Annotated in this window: 20 protein-coding genes; 12 read left to right on the top strand and 8 right to left on the bottom strand. The window is 59.6% G+C overall.

The window, feature by feature from the left end; genetic code table 11:
* Positions 1-29: 29 nt before the first annotated feature.
* The 5 genes from NTD81_RS05195 to NTD81_RS05175 all read left to right on the top strand — a co-directional run bounded on the left by NTD81_RS05195 (position 30) and on the right by NTD81_RS05175 (position 3,388).
* On the top strand, positions 30-329 hold the full coding sequence (locus NTD81_RS05195) for a YciI family protein (protein ID WP_262180185.1): 300 nt from the start codon (positions 30-32) through the stop codon (positions 327-329).
* Positions 330-433: 104 nt separating this feature from the next.
* A complete protein-coding gene (locus NTD81_RS05190; RefSeq protein WP_262180183.1) occupies positions 434-760 on the top strand; it encodes a translation initiation factor 2 (IF-2, GTPase) in 327 nt (108 codons plus the stop codon).
* A 4-nt stretch (positions 761-764) separates the two neighbouring features.
* Positions 765-1,442 (top strand): response regulator transcription factor, encoded by a 678-nt coding sequence (locus tag NTD81_RS05185; RefSeq protein WP_262180181.1) that lies wholly within the window; start codon positions 765-767, stop codon positions 1,440-1,442.
* 106 nt (positions 1,443-1,548) lie between these two features.
* Entirely contained in the window at positions 1,549-1,989 is a 441-nt protein-coding gene (locus NTD81_RS05180; RefSeq protein WP_262180179.1) for an LTXXQ domain protein, read from the top strand.
* Positions 1,990-2,059: 70 nt separating this feature from the next.
* Positions 2,060-3,388, top strand: a complete 1,329-nt coding sequence (locus tag NTD81_RS05175) for a sensor histidine kinase (protein WP_262180176.1) — start codon at positions 2,060-2,062, stop codon at positions 3,386-3,388.
* Here NTD81_RS05175 and NTD81_RS05170 read toward each other — a convergent pair.
* Entirely contained in the window at positions 3,385-3,942 is a 558-nt protein-coding gene (locus tag NTD81_RS05170; RefSeq protein ID WP_262180174.1) for a nitroreductase family protein, read from the bottom strand. The two genes, NTD81_RS05175 and NTD81_RS05170, sit on opposite strands and share 4 nt — an antisense overlap.
* 67 nt (positions 3,943-4,009) lie before the next feature.
* Positions 4,010-4,381, bottom strand: a complete 372-nt coding sequence (locus NTD81_RS05165) for a YkgJ family cysteine cluster protein (protein WP_262180172.1) — start codon at positions 4,379-4,381, stop codon at positions 4,010-4,012.
* Positions 4,382-4,535: 154 nt separating this feature from the next.
* On the opposite strand from NTD81_RS05165, the gene NTD81_RS05160 reads away from it, so the two are divergent.
* Complete coding sequence (locus NTD81_RS05160; RefSeq protein ID WP_262180170.1) at positions 4,536-5,990, top strand: TrkH family potassium uptake protein; 1,455 nt, start codon at positions 4,536-4,538, stop codon at positions 5,988-5,990.
* Positions 5,991-6,069: 79 nt separating this feature from the next.
* Positions 6,070-7,524 (top strand): TrkH family potassium uptake protein, encoded by a 1,455-nt coding sequence (locus tag NTD81_RS05155; protein ID WP_262180168.1) that lies wholly within the window; start codon positions 6,070-6,072, stop codon positions 7,522-7,524.
* On the opposite strand, the gene NTD81_RS05150 is transcribed toward NTD81_RS05155, so the two are convergent.
* A complete protein-coding gene (locus tag NTD81_RS05150) occupies positions 7,501-8,529 on the bottom strand; it encodes an AraC family transcriptional regulator (RefSeq protein ID WP_262180166.1) in 1,029 nt (342 codons plus the stop codon). The two genes, NTD81_RS05155 and NTD81_RS05150, sit on opposite strands and share 24 nt — an antisense overlap.
* Before the next feature lie 148 nt (positions 8,530-8,677).
* Between NTD81_RS05150 and NTD81_RS05145 the strand changes: the two genes are divergently transcribed.
* Positions 8,678-8,995: an Mpo1-like protein gene (locus tag NTD81_RS05145; protein ID WP_262180164.1), complete on the top strand. Its 318-nt coding sequence runs from the start codon at positions 8,678-8,680 to the stop codon at positions 8,993-8,995.
* Positions 8,996-9,169: 174 nt separating this feature from the next.
* Positions 9,170-10,552 (top strand): adenylate/guanylate cyclase domain-containing protein, encoded by a 1,383-nt coding sequence (locus NTD81_RS05140; RefSeq protein WP_262180161.1) that lies wholly within the window; start codon positions 9,170-9,172, stop codon positions 10,550-10,552.
* On the opposite strand, the gene NTD81_RS05135 is transcribed toward NTD81_RS05140, so the two are convergent.
* Positions 10,545-11,369, bottom strand: a complete 825-nt coding sequence (locus tag NTD81_RS05135) for a UDP-2,3-diacylglucosamine diphosphatase (RefSeq protein ID WP_262180160.1) — start codon at positions 11,367-11,369, stop codon at positions 10,545-10,547. The two genes, NTD81_RS05140 and NTD81_RS05135, sit on opposite strands and share 8 nt — an antisense overlap.
* A 165-nt stretch (positions 11,370-11,534) precedes the next feature.
* Between NTD81_RS05135 and NTD81_RS05130 the strand changes: the two genes are divergently transcribed.
* The 3 genes from NTD81_RS05130 (at position 11,535) to NTD81_RS05120 (ending at position 13,581) form a co-directional block, all read left to right on the top strand.
* Complete coding sequence (locus NTD81_RS05130) at positions 11,535-12,287, top strand: AraC family transcriptional regulator (RefSeq protein WP_262180158.1); 753 nt, start codon at positions 11,535-11,537, stop codon at positions 12,285-12,287.
* A gap of 110 nt (positions 12,288-12,397) precedes the next feature.
* The gene (locus NTD81_RS05125; RefSeq protein WP_262180157.1) at positions 12,398-12,733 is read left to right on the top strand and encodes a tRNA-binding protein; all 336 of its coding nucleotides are present in this window, start codon (positions 12,398-12,400) and stop codon (positions 12,731-12,733) included.
* Positions 12,730-13,581 (top strand): DMT family transporter, encoded by an 852-nt coding sequence (locus NTD81_RS05120; protein WP_262180155.1) that lies wholly within the window; start codon positions 12,730-12,732, stop codon positions 13,579-13,581. Before NTD81_RS05125 ends, NTD81_RS05120 begins: the two co-directional genes overlap by 4 nt.
* A gap of 4 nt (positions 13,582-13,585) precedes the next feature.
* On the opposite strand, the gene NTD81_RS05115 is transcribed toward NTD81_RS05120, so the two are convergent.
* The 4 genes from NTD81_RS05115 to NTD81_RS05100 form a co-directional block, all read right to left on the bottom strand.
* Positions 13,586-13,876 carry a SelT/SelW/SelH family protein gene (locus NTD81_RS05115; RefSeq protein WP_262180153.1) on the bottom strand — a complete coding sequence of 97 codons (291 nt, stop codon included), beginning with the start codon at positions 13,874-13,876 and terminating at the stop codon, positions 13,586-13,588.
* Between the two features lie 116 nt (positions 13,877-13,992).
* Positions 13,993-15,870, bottom strand: coding sequence for a FimV family protein (locus tag NTD81_RS05110; protein ID WP_262180151.1), 1,878 nt, complete (start codon positions 15,868-15,870; stop codon positions 13,993-13,995).
* A 384-nt stretch (positions 15,871-16,254) separates the two neighbouring features.
* Positions 16,255-17,658 (bottom strand): DHA2 family efflux MFS transporter permease subunit, encoded by a 1,404-nt coding sequence (locus NTD81_RS05105; RefSeq protein ID WP_262180149.1) that lies wholly within the window; start codon positions 17,656-17,658, stop codon positions 16,255-16,257.
* Positions 17,659-18,093 (bottom strand): MarR family transcriptional regulator, encoded by a 435-nt coding sequence (locus NTD81_RS05100; RefSeq protein WP_262180147.1) that lies wholly within the window; start codon positions 18,091-18,093, stop codon positions 17,659-17,661. It abuts the gene before it with no gap.
* Positions 18,094-18,115: the final 22 nt, after the last annotated feature.

Genomic DNA, 18,115 nt, shown 5'->3' with positions numbered 1-18,115 from the left:
GCACTCACTAGCCGAATTTAAGGACTGCGATGCTCTACGCCATCTATGCCACCGATGTGGACAACTCCCTACCGCAACGCCTCGCCGCCCGCCCTGCGCATTTGGCTCGCCTGGAGTTGCTGAAAAGCCAAGGCCGCTTGATCCTCGCCGGCCCCTTGCCCGCAGTAGACAGTAACGATCCAGGCCCAGCGGGCTTTACCGGCAGCTTGATCGTCGCCGAGTTTGAATCGCTGCTAGCCGCGCAGCAGTGGGCCGATGCCGATCCGTATCGGGCGGCTGGTGTGTATGCCTCGGTACTGGTAAAACCCTTCAAGTTAGTCTTGCCTTAACCACTACAGCGCTGCCCCCATAATAACAACTGCCAACAATAGGATTTCCGATGCGTCTAGGCTCAATGCTTTTGCTCCTGATGCTGTGCCTGCCAGCCAGGCTTATGGCTGAAGAAACCACCCCACCTCAGTTGGCACAACCCAGCGCGGCAGCGCCCGTTGCCAGTGTTGCAGAGCCTGTTGCGCAGCCTGTAGCGAGCGCGCCAGACAACGAGGAGCTACAGCGCCAGGCCGCGCAATTGCAGCGCGCGCGCCAGGAAAACCAACGGCTCAAACTGCAGCTTAAAGAAGCCCAAGCCAACAGCACCACGCCCCTGATTAGTGAAGAACAAACCTGGTTTGTGGTCGGCGCGGCAGCCGCCTTGCTCGGTGTCTTAGCCGGTGCATTGCTGCGCGGTGGGCGTGGTACCCGACGTGAGTGGCTGAATTGATCGCATGAGTAATTTGCTGTTAATTGACGATGACATTGAGCTCTGCGAGCTGCTCAGCAGTTGGTTGAGCCAAGAAGGCTTTGTGGTCAATGCCTGCCACGATGGCTTAAGCGCCCGCCAGGCGCTTAAGCAAGAACAACCCGACGCGGTGGTGCTGGACGTCATGCTGCCCGACGGCAGCGGCCTGGAACTGCTCAAGCAACTGCGCAGCGAGCATGCCGAGCTCCCCGTGCTGATGCTCTCCGCCCGCGGCGAGCCACTGGATCGGATCTTGGGCCTAGAGCTAGGCGCGGATGATTACCTGGCCAAACCCTGCGATCCCCGCGAACTCACCGCTCGCCTGCGCGCCGTACTGCGCCGTAGGGCTCCGGTGGCCGCAAGCAATCCGTTCGATATCGGCGACCTGCATTACAGCCAACTGCGCGGCACCGTGACCTTGGGTGATCAAGAGGTGCTGCTCACCCTCTCCGAAAGCCGCATCCTCGAAGCCTTGCTGCAGCAGCCGGGCGAGCCGGTCGATAAGCAAGAGTTGGCGCAACTGGCCTTGGGTCGCAAGCTGACTCTGTACGACCGCAGCCTCGACATGCACGTCAGCAACCTGCGCAAAAAACTCGGTCCGCACCCTGATGGTCGCCAGCGCATCCTCGCCCTGCGCAGCCGTGGCTACTACTACTGCACCTAGCGCGTCGCTCTTTACCAAAGCTTTACTTAGCCCTGACTGCGCCTGACCTTGACCGCCCTAGACTGTAGTCATCCGGTATCCACCGGCCATGAGAAGGAGACACACCATGCGCAAGACCCTGACTGCAGTACTGCTGGCCATGACCCTGCCCACCCTGGCCATGGCAATGCCAGAAGACGGCCCACGGCGCGGCGGCGACTTCGGCCCACGGCATGGCGCAGAGCAAGGTCCACGTCCATTCAAAGACCTGGACCTGAGCAAAGAGCAGCAGCGGGAAATCCGCAAACTGATGGGCGAAGAACTGAAAAATCGCCATGACATCACTCAGCGTTACTTAGACAAACTGCCGGCCAACGAAAAAACAGCCATGCAGGATGAACTCAAGGCCGCTCAGGCTAAACAGCAAAAAGCTATCCGCGACCTGCTGAAACCCGAGCAGCAAAAAACCTTTGATGAACAGCAAAAGAAAATGGCTGAACGCCGCGCGGAATTCGCCGCCTTTAAAGCCTGGCAAGCCGAGCAAGCCGAGCAAGCCAAGAAGAACTAAGGCATTGATCTGAACCACCCCGCCCATCAAGCTGCGTAGCTTGATGGGCGTATTTATTTAAGGAGCCGTTGTGCGATCACTGTTCTGGCGTTTTTTTGCCAGCTTCTGGCTGGCCATTGCCTTGGTAGCCGGGCTGTCGATTCTGCTCGGCCGCGCCCTCAACCAAGACGCCTGGCTGCTCAGCCAGCACCCAGCCGTGCGTGACTTAGCCAAGCAGTGGACACAACGCTTCGAAAGCCAAGGCGCGGCCGCCGCGCAAGAGTTACTGGAAGACCACAAGCGCCAGTTTCGCATCGATGTGCAGGTGCTCGATGAAAACGGTCATCCCGTGATCAAGGGCACCTTCCCTCCCCGCGCCGCTGCCTTTGAGGCCCGCCACCCGAAGAAAGAACACTTGCCCTGGCGCCGCCTAAGCACGGAATACACCAGCGCCAAGAGCGGTGAAACCTATCTGTTTATCTATCGCATTCCCTTCCCGGCGCTGGCTTCCTGGCAGCGCGAAAGCTTGCTCTGGCCATTCAGCGCCTTAGGCATCGCGGTGTTGGTGCTGACCTGTTTCAGTCTCTGGCTGACCCTGTCGATCACCCGCCCACTTAACCGTTTGCGCGGCGCGGTACACGACCTCGGGCAGACCGCTTACCAAAAAAGCAGCCTGGCTAAGCTGGCCGGCCGCCGCGATGAGCTGGGAGTACTGGCCGCTGACTTTAACCGCATGGGCGAACGGGTCCAGGGCCTGATCAGCAGCCAACGCCAATTGCTGCGCGACGTTTCCCACGAGCTGCGCTCCCCCCTGGCGCGTCTGCGCATCGCTCTGGCCCTGACGGAGCGGGCCAATTCAGCCGAACAGCAAAAATACTGGCCGCGTCTCAGCCAGGAGTGCGACCGTTTAGAAGCGCTGATCAGTGAGATTCTCGACCTCGCCCGGGTCGATGCCGACAGTGGCGCGGCGCAGCCGGTGGCCATCGCTGCCCTGCTGGGCAAAGTGTGCGATGACGCCCGCATCGAGGCGCCTCATCAGCAGATCAATATTCAGGTGGAGCCGAACCTAAGCCTCAATGGCTGGCCGGATTTACTGCAACGGGCGCTGGACAATCTGCTGCGTAATGCCCTGCGCTTCAACCCGGCCGGACAAGCCATTGAGTTGCAGGCCCGGCGCAATGCGGAGCAGCTGATTGTCAGCGTCCGCGATCATGGGCCCGGCGTGGCCGCAGAACATTTAGCCCATCTCGGCGAGCCGTTTTATCGCGCTCCCGGTCAGGCCAACAGCGGCCACGGTCTCGGCTTGGCCATTGCCCGGCGCGCCGCCGAGCGCCATGGCGGCAGTCTGCTCCTGGCCAACCACCCGCAAGGTGGTTTTAGTGCCAGCTTGCAACTGCCGCTCGCGCAACACAGCGCTTAAGCGGGTTGCGACCAGCTCTGCACAAAGTCGCTGACCTCGAGCTTAGGCGCGTCACGCAGGGCGCGCTCGGCGGTGCCCAAGTACAGGTAAGCCACGATGTTCTCATTCTCGGCCAGGCCCAGCCCCGCCGCGACCTGGCGGTTATACGACAGCTCGCCAGTGCGCCAGACCGCGCCAATACCTTGCGCATGGGCGGCTAACAAAATGCCATGGGCGGCGCAGCCGGCAGCCAGCAGTTGTTCGCTGGCCGGCACCTTGGGGTGTTCGCTTAGGGTGGCAATCACCACCACCAGCAAGGGTGCGCGCAGCGGCATATTGCGGGTTTTCGTCAGCAACTCTGGGCTGGCATCGGCCGGCAACGCGCGGGCAAACACTTCACCGAGTTGATTGAGCGCCGCACCTTCAACGGTGAGAAAACGCCAAGGCCGTAGCTGCCCATGATCCGGCGCGCGCAATGCCGCTTGAAATAACACTTGCCGCTGCTCGGCAGTCGGCGCAGGCGCCACCAAGCGCGGTACAGAAACACGGTTTAACAGCGCATCCAGAGCATCCATTGGCCACCTCTTAATCAATTCAGGCGGCCATTCTAGTGCCTAGCGGGCAAGCACAGGCAAGCCTTGGTTACGCCACCCGATCCGGCGAAACGCTGGGCGCTTGCGGTGGCGTCAAAGGTGGCAGGCCATGGGCGCGACGGGCATCGTCACAACGCGGGTTGTGCACGCCGTGCTCCCAAGAGGCCTCAAACTCGCGGCACGGGCTGGACCGCTGTTCGTACAAGGTGCAGCGCACCCCTTCGCCAACCGAGCCCAGCAAGGCGGTGCAACGGGAGGGTTTCGCGTCGGTGCCGATCATCGCCACCCGGTGCGGGCTGATCTGTACGACCTTGTCGTCCGGCACGGTTCCACCTGCCGATTGGCACTCACCCCAGAAAAACGACACACGGAAAAACGCGCAGCAGGCGCCGCAAGTAAGGCAAGGATTGCTATCAGACATGATGTAGAGGCTCAGAATCCGGCGAGAGGCCGGCGGCGCCGAGTATTTTATTCAGTGCCAAGCCGTTGTAAAGAGGGGGCACCACCGGCGCTGTACAGCCCGCCCAGCAAGGGTAGAATGTCGCCCTTTGCCGCCGCACACCCGAGCCTACATCATGTCATTGCCGACACTGCGCATCATTGCCTTCATTCTCGGCATTTTCCTGCTTACCCTGGCCATCAGCATGTTAATCCCCATGCTGACGTTATTTATTTATTCGCGCACCGATGACCTCGGCGCGTTTGCCTGGTCCAGCCTGATCACCGCAGGGGCCGGCATTGCCCTGTTGCTACCGGGGCGGCCGCAACATGCGCAGTTACGCCCGCGCGATATGTACCTGCTGACCACCGCCAGCTGGCTGGTGGTGTGCGTGTTTGCCGCGCTGCCGCTGACGCTGGTGCGCGACATGAGCTACACCGATGCGTTTTTTGAAACCATGTCCGGCATCACCACCACCGGCGCCACCGTGCTCACCGATCTCGACCACAGCTCGCCGGGCCTGCTGATCTGGCGTTCGATGCTGCATTGGCTCGGCGGGATTGGCTTTATCGGCATGGCCGTGGCGATTCTGCCGCTGCTGCGCGTTGGTGGCATGCGCCTGTTCCAGACCGAATCCTCGGACTGGGGCGAGAAAGTCATGCCCCGCTCGCATATGGCCGCCAAATATATCTTGGTGATTTACCTGGGCCTGACCCTGGTTGGCTGGTTGGCCTTCTGGCTGGCGGGCATGGGCATCTTCGATGCGATCAACCACTCCATGGCTGCGATCAGTACCGGCGGTTTCTCCACCTCGGATCAATCCCTGGCCCACTGGAGCCAACCGGCGGTGCATTGGGTAGCGGTAGTGATGATGATCAGCGGCAGTCTGCCCTTTACCCTTTATGTGGCGACCCTGCGCGGTAATCGCAAAGCACTGCTGCGCGACCATCAGGTGCGCGGCTTCATCGGCTTTTTAGTGGTGGTCACCCTGCTATTTGGCACCTGGCTGCACCTACATTCGGACAACAGTTGGTTGGACTCCGTACGCATCGTTGCGGTTAACGTCACCTCGGTGGTCACCACCACCGGTTTTGCCCTGGGTGACTACAGCAGCTGGGGCAGCTTCGCGGTGTTGCTGTTCTTCTACCTGACCTTTATCGGCGGCTGCTCGGGCTCAACCTCTGGGGGCTTAAAAATCTTCCGTTTTCAAGTGGCGGCGGTACTGCTTAAGGCCAACTTGCAGCAGCTGATCCACCCCCGCGCGGTGATCAAGCAGCAGTACAACAACCACAACCTCGACGAAGAAATCGTCCGCTCGCTGATCACCTTTTCGTTTTTCTTTGCCATCACCATCGGCGTCATTGCCTTAGGTCTGGCTCTGTTAGGGCTGGACTGGGTAACGGCCTTGACTGGCGCCGCCACCGCGGTATGTAACGTGGGCCCAGGTTTAGGCCCGGTGATTGGCCCGGCCGGCACCTTTGCCAGCTTGCCGGATGCGGCCAAATGGCTGCTGACCATCGGCATGCTGCTGGGGCGCTTGGAGATTTTGACCGTATTAGTGCTGTTTACCCGGGCCTTCTGGCGCCACTGATAAGTTTTTGCGCCGTGTTAACGGCTACAACTGACTAGAGTGACTAGTCACACCGTCACGCTTAAATGGAATTCCTTGCATGGCTTGGTCAACACTGCGGACAATCATTTTTATCAACGGTATTTTCCTGCTGACGTTGGCCATCAGCATGTTGATTCCGACCCTGACCTTGCTGCTGTTCTCACGCCCGCAAGAGCTTAATCCGTTTCTCTGGTCGAGCTTGCTGACCATGCTGTTTGGCATGGCCATGGTGATTCAAGGCCGCTCTCAAGACAGCCATTTGCGTCCCCGCGATATGTACATGCTGACGGTTTCCAGCTGGGTGCTGGTGTGCCTGTTCGCCTCCCTGCCCTTTATGTTCAGCCAACACCTGGGCGTCACCGACGCCATCTTCGAGAGCATGTCCGGCATCACCGCCACCGGCGCCACCGTGCTCACCGGCCTGGATAGCATGTCGCCGGGCATTCTGATCTGGCGCTCAGTGCTGCACTGGCTCGGCGGCATCGGCTTTATCGCCATGGCCGTGGCCATTCTGCCAATGCTGCGGATCGGTGGCATGCGCCTGTTCCAAACCGAATCCTCGGACCGTTCCGAGAAGATCATGCCGCGCTCGCATATGGTCGCCAAATACATGGTCGGCGCTTACCTGACCCTCAGCTTGCTCGGCTGTCTGGCGCTGTGGCTGGCCGGCATGGATTTATTCGATGCGATCAACCACTGCATGTCGGCGATTTCCACTGGCGGCTTCTCCACCTCCGACCAGTCCATTGGGCACTGGAACCAACCCGCCGTACACTGGGTCACCATCGTTTTGATGATCTTGGGCAGCCTGCCCTTTGTGCTATTTGCTTCGCTGTTGCGCGGTAACTTTCGCGCCATGCTCAATGATCAGCAGGTACGCGGCTTTCTCACCATCCTGCTGAGCACTTGGGTGGTACTCGGCACTTGGTATTACCTGACCACCGATATGCCGTTTATGGACGCCATCCGCCACGTGGCCTTTAACACCACCTCGATCATGACCACCACGGGCCTGGCCCTAGGTGACTACAGCCTGTGGGGTGGCTTCGCCGGCATGTTGTTTTTCTATCTGGGCTTTATCGGCGGCTGTTCGGGGTCCACGGCCGGAGGTCTGAAAATCTTCCGTTTCCAGGTGGCTTACACGCTGCTCAAGGCTAACTTGATGCAACTGGTGCACCCGCGCGCGGTGATCAAGCAGCAGTACAACCGGCACAATCTGGACGAAGACATCGTCCGCTCGATCTTGACCTTCTCGTTCTTCTTCACCATCACCATTGCCGTATTGGCGCTGGCCCTGACCCTGTGCGGGTTGGACTGGATCACCGCGCTGACTGGCGCAGCCAGCACCTTATCCGGCGTGGGCCCGGGCATGGGCCCGATCATTGGCCCGGCCGGTAACTTCGCCAGCTTGCCGGACACCGCCAAGTGGCTGCTGACCCTGGGCATGTTGCTTGGCCGGCTGGAGATCCTCACTGTGCTGGTCCTGATGCTACCGGCCTTTTGGCGCCACTGAGGCGAGCACCCGCACGCGGTACTCGCCGGGAGTGCTGTCAAACCAACGGCGAAAGGCGCGGAAGAAGTTGCTCGGATCGGAGAACCCCAGCAGGTAGGAAATCTCCAGCAAGGTCAGATTGGCTTGTTGCAGATACTGCTCGGCCAACTCACGGCGAGTGTCATCCAAGACTTGCTGGTAGCTGGTTTGCTCATCCTGCAAGCGCCGCTGCAAGGTGCGCTCCGACAACAGCAGCGCCTGCGCCACCGCCTCGCGCTTGGGCTCGCCCTGCGGCAACAGCCGGCAGAGCACCTGCCGCACCAGATGGGTCACCCGGCTGCCGCTAAAGCGCGCCAAATAGTCCCCAGCAAAGCGATCATGGATCTGCGCCAAGGCTTCGTTGGCCGACGGCAGCGGCGCGTCCAGATCCGCCCGTTCAAACAGCATGGCGTACTGTGTCGAGTTGAATTTAAGCGGGCACTGAAACACTTCTTGATAGGCGCTTAAGTCCTTAGGCGCCTCACCCATCAGGCATACCCAGCGCGGCTTCAGCGTCTTGCCGGTGAGCCAGCGACTAAAAGCCAGAGAATGCGCAAGGGACGCCTCAGCACTTTGCCGCACAGCGGGCAGGCGATCACCATGGATGCTCATCTGCACCTCATAACCTTCGCGCGTGGCCTGAAAGCTGACGTCAGCACCCTCGCCGATAATCCTTTGATAGCGCACCAAACGCGCAAAGCCTTCGGCGAGGTTGCGACTGCTCATCACGGCATAGCCAACCACGCTCAAGGACGCTGGGCGCAGCACCTTGGCCATATTAAGACCGATTGCCGGATTACCAGACACATCAACTGCCAGTTGCCAGAGACGGGTCATGGCATCCTGGGTAAAACGCGCATCAGGATCGCTCAAGGCAGCGTAGTTAAGGCCCAGTTGCTGAAACAGGCTGTGGCAATCAACCCCGCCCAACTCCAGCGCAGCAACTATTCCCGAAGCCCAACTGGAAGATGTCGTACGTTCACTCATAACTTGTTCTTATTGGTAAGGTGGGCGACACAAGGATACTAAACTGGCACCCAATGTCAGTGGAACACTTCGCCAGTCGACCTAGACTGATGACTAGGCCAAAGATGCGCGTATGCAAGCACACACCAGCCATAACAGGAGGCCCGTGATGAGCACTGAGACCCAAGCACGCTTCACCCGTTTCGCTGACTTTTACCCCTATTACCTGCAAGAGCACAGCAATGCCGTGTGCCGCCGCCTGCATTACGTCGGCAGCCTGTTGATCGTAGCCTTGGTTGGCTATGTCTTGCTCAGCCAACAGTGGCTGTGGCTGTTGGCCCTGCCAGTGGTTGGCTATGGCTTTGCCTGGGTGGGCCATTTTGTGTTTGAGAAGAACCGCCCAGCCACCTTTGATTACCCGCTGTATTCGCTGATGGGCGACTGGGTCATGCTCAAAGATGCGTTCACCGGCCGTATTAAGTTTTAGTAGGATTTAAGCCCAACAGCGCGCCAAGCAAGCACAGACAAGTACTTAAGTGCTAGTTGTGCTTGGCGACTGGCTCTGCCCTAGTTATGATCCCCGTCACAAAGCGTAGCAGTTCGTTACGTCGCCAAGCCCCCAACAGGGCGCGGCTAAAGCTGCCGGGGGTTGCCTCAACGGATGAACGTCAACAGCGCACAAGCTGCCTTGATTCACTCCAATCTGCGCGAGCATTACTCGCGCATTCTGGCTTATATGGTGGTCGCTGCCAGCATCGCGGCCGGCACCTACAGCCACTATTTCTCATACAGCATTCTGTGGCTAGTGCCCTACGCCCTGCTCTATCCGCACCTGGCTTATCAGATCAAGCTGCGTTTTAAAGACGATTACCCCCTGCACTGCAAAGTCGGTCTGCTGCTGGTCGATGCGTTGCACTATGGCGCCGTGCTGCCGTTGCTGCATTTCGCCCTAGTACCGAGCCTGATGTCGTTGCTGATTTTGAGCTTCAGTGCGCTGGTCGGTGGCGGTATTCGCTACCTGCTCATCGCCCTGGTGGTCGGCATCGCTGGCGCCGCGCTGAGCGCTGCGGTGGTGCAACCGACCATCCAATTGAATGCACCGCTGCTGCTGACCTTGGTCAGTATCGGCTTCACCACACTGTATATCTGCGTCACCGCTTACTACGTGCATCTGCAAGGCTTGCGCCTGGATCATGCACGCCGGGCGATCTCCCTTGAGCAAGAAAAGGCCGCACGCTTAGCGCGCAACCTGGCCAAATACCTGTCGCCGCAAGTCTGGGAGTCCATCTTTAACGGCAAAAAAAACGTGCGCCTAGAAACCCAGCGGAAAAAACTCACGGTATTTTTCTCCGACATCAAAGACTTCACCGAGCTGTCTGAGGAGTTAGAGCCCGAAGCCCTGACCGACATGCTCAATAGCTACCTCAACGAGATGTCGAAGATTTGCCTGCGCTACGGCGGCACCATCGACAAGTTCGTCGGCGACAGCGTTATGGTGTTTTTCGGCGACCCCGCCACCAAGGGCGCCAAGGCCGATGCGGTAAATGCCGTGGCCATGGCCATCGCCATGCGCAAACACATGAAGGTGCTGCGCCAGCAATGGCGTGCCCAAGGCATTACTAAACCGCTGGAAATCCGCATGGGCCTCAACACCGGCTACTGCACGGTGGGCAACTTTGGCGCCGATACCCGTATGGATTACACCATCATCGGCCGCGAGGTGAATCTGGCCAGCCGCCTCGAGCACGCGGCGGACTGCGGCGAGATTCTGATCTCCCACGATACTTACGCATTGATCAAAGACATCATCATGTGCCGCGACAAGGGCCAGATTAACGTCAAAGGCTTTGCCCGGCCGGTGCAGATCTACCAAGTTATGGACCTGCGCCGCGACTTAGGCGCCAGTCCCAGTTATGTGGAGCATGAACTGCCGGGCTTCTCCATGTACCTGGACACCAACAGCATTCAGAACTTCGACAAAGACAAGATCGTCGAGGCCCTGCGCCACGCCGCCGACAAACTCAGCGATAAGGTGATTATGTAGCGCTGTCGCTGGGCGCAGCCGCCAGCCCAGCCGCGGCACGAGTCAGCAACGGATCATCGGCCAGGCGATAGAGGCTGATACTGCCATCCAGGTGTTCTACCAGCGCCGTGCACGACTCCACCCAATCGCCACAATTCATATATTGCACCGCGCCCATCTGGCGAATCTCAGCGTGGTGGATATGCCCGCAGATCACCCCGTTAAAGCCGCGCCTGGCGCACTCATGGCTGATCGCCTGCTCAAAGTCACTGATAAAGTTCACTGCGGTTTTTACCTTGTGCTTGAGGTACGCCGACAGCGACCAATAGCCATAGCCGTAACGCCGGCGCCAATGATTGAGCCAGCGGTTAAGCACGAGGGTCAGGCTGTAAGCCGAGTCGCCGAGAAAAGCCAGCCAGCGGTGGTAACGGGTGATCACATCAAACTGATCGCCGTGAATCACCAGCAAACGCCGGCCATCAGCGGTGTGATGCTCCGCCTCATCGACCAGCTGGATATTGCCCAGCAATAACTTGGAGTAGCGGCGCAGAAACTCATCGTGGTTGCCGGTGACGTAGATCACCTCGGTGCCGCGCTTGCTCATGGTCAGCAGGCGGCGAATCACATTGGTGTGCGCCTGCGGCCAATACACGCCGCTACGCAGCTTCCAGCCATCGATGATGTCGCCCACTAGGTAAATTTTGTCGGTGTGATAACGCTTAAGGAACGCCGCCAGATGCTCGGCCTGACTGTCGCGGGTGCCTAGGTGAGTATCAGAAATCCACAGGGTGCGGACTCGTTGCTTACGGCTGGGCGGGACACGCTGGGCACTAGTCATGGGCGACCTCCGGCTGTTTTTTGGAGTGTCCGTAACAGTGGTGAAATAACTATGACGACAAGATGTCTGTCAGATGACAATGAATCTGCGCTTAACGCCCTACATTCAGCTTAGAATCGAGGGTCTTTGCCCTGTTAGACTCGCGGCTGGAACCAGGAGCCTCGCATGTCCTCGCTGCTATCGGTGCGTCACTACAGCCACGAATTGCTCAGCCACAGCCACGACCACGCCCAGCTGGTATTTGGCCTCAGCGGCCAGCTCGACTTTGAGATCGACGGACGTGGCAGCCAGGTGCTGCGCCAGACCCTGGCGGTGGTACCGGGCAATGCCCAGCACAGTTGCGGCAGCCGCCGTGGCAGCCAATGCCTGGTGCTGGATGTGCCGCAACCCCAGTGGCTGCAACAACAACTGGGAGGGCATGCCGATGCCACCCAGCGCCTGCTGGAAAAGCCCGCCTCGATCAGCCTTAACCCGGCGCAGACCCAGCTGGTTAACTGGTTAGCCGCCAGCCCCGTGCATGATCCAGTCATTGCCCAGCAAGGCGCCGCGCTGCTTCTGGCCAGTATCGCCAGTGCCAGCACGCTGTCGCCTAGTGTCGATAGCCTGCCCTTAGCCGCGCTTGATGCCTATATCGACCAACACGCGGCCCATCCCTTGCAGGTCCACGACTTGGCCCGCTTAGCCGGGCTTTCCGCCGCGCGCTTCCATGTGCGTTTTCTTGCCGCCACCGGGCAAACGCCGATGGACTATGTGCGTGGCCGGCGCCTGCAGCTGGCCAGGCAGTTATTACAAGAAACCCACCTGGCCATTGGCGAGATTGCCCAGCGGGTGGGCTACAACTCGCAAAGCGCTTTTACTGCCGCCCTCTCCCGTCACTTTGGACGCAGCCCCCGCGCCTTGCGCCAAACCGGTCACTAACGCATCGCGCGAGATGCGCGCTAAAACGCGCAAGTCTGACGACAGATTTAGCCTGCCGAAATCACTAGACTGGCGCCTCTAACCAGTACTTGTTGAACAGGAAGTGGGTGATGTCGCAAATCGAATGGGAAGACTTTGCACGGGTCGAGCTACGCGTCGGCACAGTGATCAGCGCCGAAGTGAATGCCAAGGCGATAAAACCCGCTTATGTCCTGCAAGTCGACTTAGGCGAGCTGGGCATTAAGCAGTCCAGTGCGCAAATCACCGCCCACTATCAGCCGGACGAGCTGCTCGGCCGCCAAGTACTGTGTGTATGCAACTTCGCCCCCAAGCGCATCGCCGGCATACGTTCGGAGGTGCTGGTGACTGGGGCGTATGACGCCGACAACAAAGTGGTGCTAGCCGGCTTCGACAAGCCTCTGGCTAACGGTGCACGCCTGGCATGACCTTACGAAATGCGTTATTGGCTGTGCACCTAGGCGCGCTGCTGTTTGGCTTATCGGGAATCTTCGGCAAGTTAGCCTTGAGCAGTCCACAAATTATCACCGCCGGCCGGGCGATGTTTGCCGTGGTGGTGCTGCTGCTTTTCACCAAGCTGTTCAGTCAGGCCAAACTGCAACGCTTGAATCTGCGTCAAACCAACCTGCTGATCCTAAGTGGTGTATTGCTGGGTTGCCATTGGTGGATGTTCTTTCACTCCGTGCAAGTGTCCAGCGTGGCCATCGCGACCTTGGGCTTTGCCAGCTTCCCGGCCTTTACCGTGCTGCTCGAGGGCCTGCTGTTTCGCGAGCGCACTCGGCCCAGCGAATTTGCCATGGTCGCGGTGGTGTGCGCGGGCTTAGTGCTGGTCACGCCCGACTTTGACCTCGGCAGCCAAGCGACCAGCGGCCTGCTCTGGGCGGTTGGCTCAGGACTGCTGTTTGCCCTGTTGTCGCTGCTTAACCGCTTTAACACACGCAGCATTGAGCCCGTGCAGTCGGCGCTGTACCAGAATCTGGTGGTGATTGTGATGTTCCTGCCGCTGGCCTGGAGCGACCTGGGCAGCGTGCGCGCCATCGATTGGTGGTGGATGGCCATGCTGGGGCTGTTCTGCACCGGCGTCGCCCACACCCTGTTCGTCGCCAGCCTCAAGGTGCTCAAAGCGCGTACCACCGCAGTGGTGTTTGCTCTGGAGCCGATCTATGGCATCGCCTTCGCTTGGCTGCTGTTCAGCGAGCAGCCGACGCTGCGCATGCTGCTCGGCGGCGTGCTGATTATCGGCGCGATTGTGCTGTCGGCGCGCCTGGCCAAATAAGCGCTTATGGGGTGTGCCGGTCGTTATGGCCGAGATCGCGCCCCGGATCAATCAGGTCGCGCACCCGCTGCTTGAGCACCTTGGCCTCGGGAAAACCGCCATCGGCTTTGCGCTCCCAGATCTGCACGCCATCGCAGGTGATACGGAACTGCCCGCCGCTGGCTGGTTCAAGGCTGACCCGAGCCAAATCATCGCTAAAACTGGAGAGTAATTCCTGAGCGAGCCAAGCCGCCCGCAACAGCCACTGACATTGGGTGCAATAGGTGATTACCACCTCGGCCTTGGGACTGGACATATCACGCCTCGCCTTGAGTAAAGCTGCTCAATAAGGCGGCGATAATAACCTGTCCTGCCCAGCAAAAACGCCCGCGCAGCATTGACACACGGGCGTTTGCTAAAGGTTTGCAGCCCTTAGGCGATGTTTTGCAACAACTGCCGAGCTTGTTGCTGCTGCGCTTCGTCACCCTCACTGAGCACTTGGCGCAGCACCTCGCTGGCCCTGTCCAGGCTGCCTTGCTCGATATAGCTAATGGCACTGCTGAGCTTGCTGTTCGGATCAGCGCCGGCAGCGGACAGTACTTCAAGCTCCGGCAGATCCAGCGTCAAAACCTCGCCACTGCAACTGTCGTGATAGGCCTCCTCAACCAACATGCTTTCGGCAAAAGGACTGCGTGCATCACGGTGGCCGATCGGCGCAAACAATTCACAGCTGCCCGCCACAGGCGGTGGTGCGGGCTGCGCGGCAGACGAAGCACTGAACGGGCTGAGCTGATCCCAGTCGGCATCCAGCGCGATGTCATGCAGATTAAGCTGAGGGGCATCGGCCAGGCTGGTTTCAGGCGCATCATCCAAGTTCAGCACAGCGTCATCGAGCAGGCCTGCCGGAGCCGAGCTAAACAAGTGGCGGTATTGCGCTTTGAGCTGATCGAGGCGCGCCGGCGCAAAACCGCTGCTACGCACCTGTACTTCTAAGTCGCTAAAACCTTGCCCATCGCCTTGCAGCGCCAGCACTTCGAGCAGCCGAAACGCCAAATCACTGCGCTGCGGTGTTTCCGCCAAACCCTGTCGTAAAGTATTGGCTGCCTCGGTGAGCTGACCATGGGCGATATACACGTTGGCGCTTTGCAAGGCATCCAGCGGCTGCGCCTTGGCCATAGCGGGTTGGCGCAAAGCAGCCGCTGAGTGAACAAAGTTGCGCGCCCGTGCGGGCGAAGGAGGCGCTGACAGCGCCGCGCTTTGCGCTACAGTCGCAGGCTCAACGCGCTTATGCCGGGCCCGCCACCACCAGCCAGCGGACAGCAACAAAGCCGCGCCCAGTGCCACACTGATAGCCGCTAACCAGCCCTGATTGAGATTGGCCGCGCTTGGCAACTGAGCGGTGCTGACCTCAGCGACTTGCGGCTGCTCGCTCTGGCGTGCGGCCAGTTGCGCCAGCAAGGCGACGATTTGCTTATCACGCACGCTCATCTGCTCGCGCAGATCCTGCACCTGCGCCCCGAGTTCGGCCAGGCTTTGCTGCAACTGAATCGTCTCGGCCAGTTGACTGTCGAGCTGTTGCTCAAGCTTGACCTGCTCCTGCGGACTCACCGGCTTCGGCTGTGCTGATAGCTCTTCAGGGTCAATGCTCAACACCGCTTCGCGGGGAGCGGCAACCGGTGCTTGAGCAGCCTCGGCTTGGGCCTCCTCGGCGGCAGGCACCACAGGCGCTGGCACGGCTGCAACACTATCGGGCAAACGCAACTGGGCCCCGGCCAGCAGGCGGTGACTGTCGCCACCGGCAAAGGCACTGGGGTTTAACGCGTAGATGTCCGCCATCAACGCCTGCTGCGAGTGTTGGCCGGGGTTCAAGCGGTTGGCGATCTGCCACAGGCTGTCGCCACTGGCGACGGTGTAGCTCTTGCCCGCACTGGCCTTAGGTAACACCGCGGGGGCCCGAACGGCATGGCCTGCCGTGGGAGCAGCCGCAGTAGCAGTTGTGACACTGGTCGGCGCCGTAGCTAGCGCTACTGCTTGCGCCACATTGCGATAGGCCGCCGACTCGGGCGGATCCAACAGTAAAGTGTATTCACGGTAGAGCTGGCCGTTAGGGCGCTGCACTTCGACGATAAAGTTGAGGTACGGCTCGCGAATCGGCTGACTCGATACCACCCGAATGACACTTTTGGCGCCGCGCAGCAGCGGCGTAAAGCGCAGGTCATTGAGGGCGTATAAACGCTCGACCCCGGCACGCTGATAGATCTCTGTCGGCGCCAGGCGTACATGCAGATCAGCCGAGGTGAGGTCGGCCACATCTAATAATTCGATCTCAGCATCTAGCGGCTGACTGAGCGCTGAATGCAGGGCAATATCTCCCAGCCCAAGTGCTGGGGCAAATCCTGAATAAAGGGCAGTACTGGATGCCAGGCCGATAAGTAAGTGACGGACCGTAGCCATCATTAACGCTCTCAATAAAGCCGCTAAACTGCCTCCCCCTTCACGCTTGTGCGTAAGCATCCTGCATCGAGGAGTTCTGGGCGGCGCGGAGGATGCGTCGGGCGCTGCAGTCCTTGTTAACCCAACGGTGGCAGTGCTGATGCATCCTAAAAAACCAATTCATAGCAAATAGCCATCACCGGAAGCAGAATAGCTGAGCGGTCAATAAAATGACAGGATTATTTTTAGGGCAATGAAGTGTCAGGATCTTGTCGACTTAACGCCGTAAGCCGCTACGAGAGTCAAGGCAAACACCGCCGCCATCAGCCAAAAACTCTGCTTAAAAGCATTTAGAACGGCCAATGAGTCCGCACCGCCGGCACGCTGGCGCCACTCTAAGAAAAAGGTCAGCAGGTTAACCCCAAAGGCACCGCCCAGCTGCCTGACAAAGGTAATGGCGCCGGCTCCTTGTGCCAGCTCCTGCGGACTGAGGATGTCTAAAGAGCCGGTATTCAACGCCGGCAGCACCACACCTAAGCCAATGCGTCCGACACAGGCCCAAAAACACACCAGCAAAAACGCCGCGCCCTGCTCCAACCAGGCCAGACCCGCGCTACCGATGGCAAATAGCAGCAAGCCGGCGCAGAGCAACACTGCCGAAGACAGACGATCACTGAGCATGCCTGCCGTCAGCGAGGCCAAGCCCATCAATAAACCCGCCGGTAACAGCAGCATGCCGGATTGCCCCGCGCTGAAGCCCTCCACCGTTTGCAGATACAGCGGGATCAAATAAGTCGAGGCATACAGACCAAAACCCAAAGTCAGAGCGACCCAACTGGCACTGCGAAAACCCGCATGGCGCCACAGGCCCAGTGGTAAGAGCGGCTGCTCAGCCCGCCAGCTGCGGCGCATAAAGATCCAGCCACTGAGCAGCGCCAGCAATCCTGGCAACCAAACCCGCGGCTCAGTCCAAGCAAAGCGCTGCGCCTCAGCACAACAGCCCAGCAGAGCAAAGATCGCCACGCACAGCCAAATAAACGCTTGGACGTCCAGACGCTTCACCTGACATTCACGCTCATCCGGCAGCAACCACTGGCTCACCAACAGCGCCAGCACGCACAGGGGCAGCGGCATCCAGAAGATCCCCTGCCAACCGAAATGATCGACCAGATAGCCACCCGCCGCGGGGCCAAGGGATGGCGCCAGCATCACGCCAAAGCCATAGATACCCAAGGCCTGACCCCGGCCACCGGAAGCGAATACGCGAAAAATCAGCACCGTAGATAACGGCTGCACCACCCCGGCGCAGAAGCCCTGAATCACTCGCACCGCGATCAGCTCAGCGGCGTTGTCGGCCACCAAGGCAAGCAAGGACACCACACAAAACAGCAAGAGCCCCGCCTGCGTGGTGCGTCGTGGGCCGAAGCGCGCCTGCGCCCATGCTGCAAGCAGTAACCCGGCGGTCATGGCGGCGAGAAACCCGGTGGACAGCCACTGCGCTAACGGCAAGCCGATGGTGAAATCGGCCATGATCGCCGGCAGGGCTACGTTGATACTGGTAGCAGCCAGCACCACAGACATGGTGCTGAGCATGAGGATGGCCAACAAATACTGCGGATAACGCGCACCAAAGCGCTGCTGCAGCGCTTGGAGATCATTGGCCATTTAGAGTTTTTCCAGATTACTCAGGACCTGGGCGTGAACCTTCTGGCAACGACGCAGCTCTTCCTCATCGATACCAGCAAAGACTTCTTTACGCAGCTGACTGGAAATGGCCTCGATCTTCTCGATCACTGGCCAAGCTTCTGGGCTGAGCACAACTTTTTTTGCGCGCCGGTCTTCTGGCACGGCCTGGCGGCTGACCAAGCCTTGGGCTTCCAGACTATCGAGCAAACGCGCCAAAGTTGGCCCCTCGACGCCGACGCTTTGCGCCAACTCCCGTTGCGTCGGCAAACCATTGATACGCCCCAAATGCAGCAGCACCAACCAACGTGCCTGAGATAAGCCCAGCCCCACCAAACGACGGTCTAACTCTGCCCGCCAAGAGCGGGACAGTTGAGCAACTTGCATAGCAAAACGGTGCTGATCGGTTTCCGACATAGTCGCGACTCTTATGGACAGT

The sequence above is a fragment of the Pseudomonas sp. 5P_3.1_Bac2 genome, assembly GCF_025465995.1.
Taxonomy (GTDB): Bacteria; Pseudomonadota; Gammaproteobacteria; order Pseudomonadales; family Pseudomonadaceae; genus Aquipseudomonas.
The sequence above is the reverse complement of the archived record's forward strand: the minus strand, read 5'-3'. Positions and strand labels throughout refer to the sequence as shown.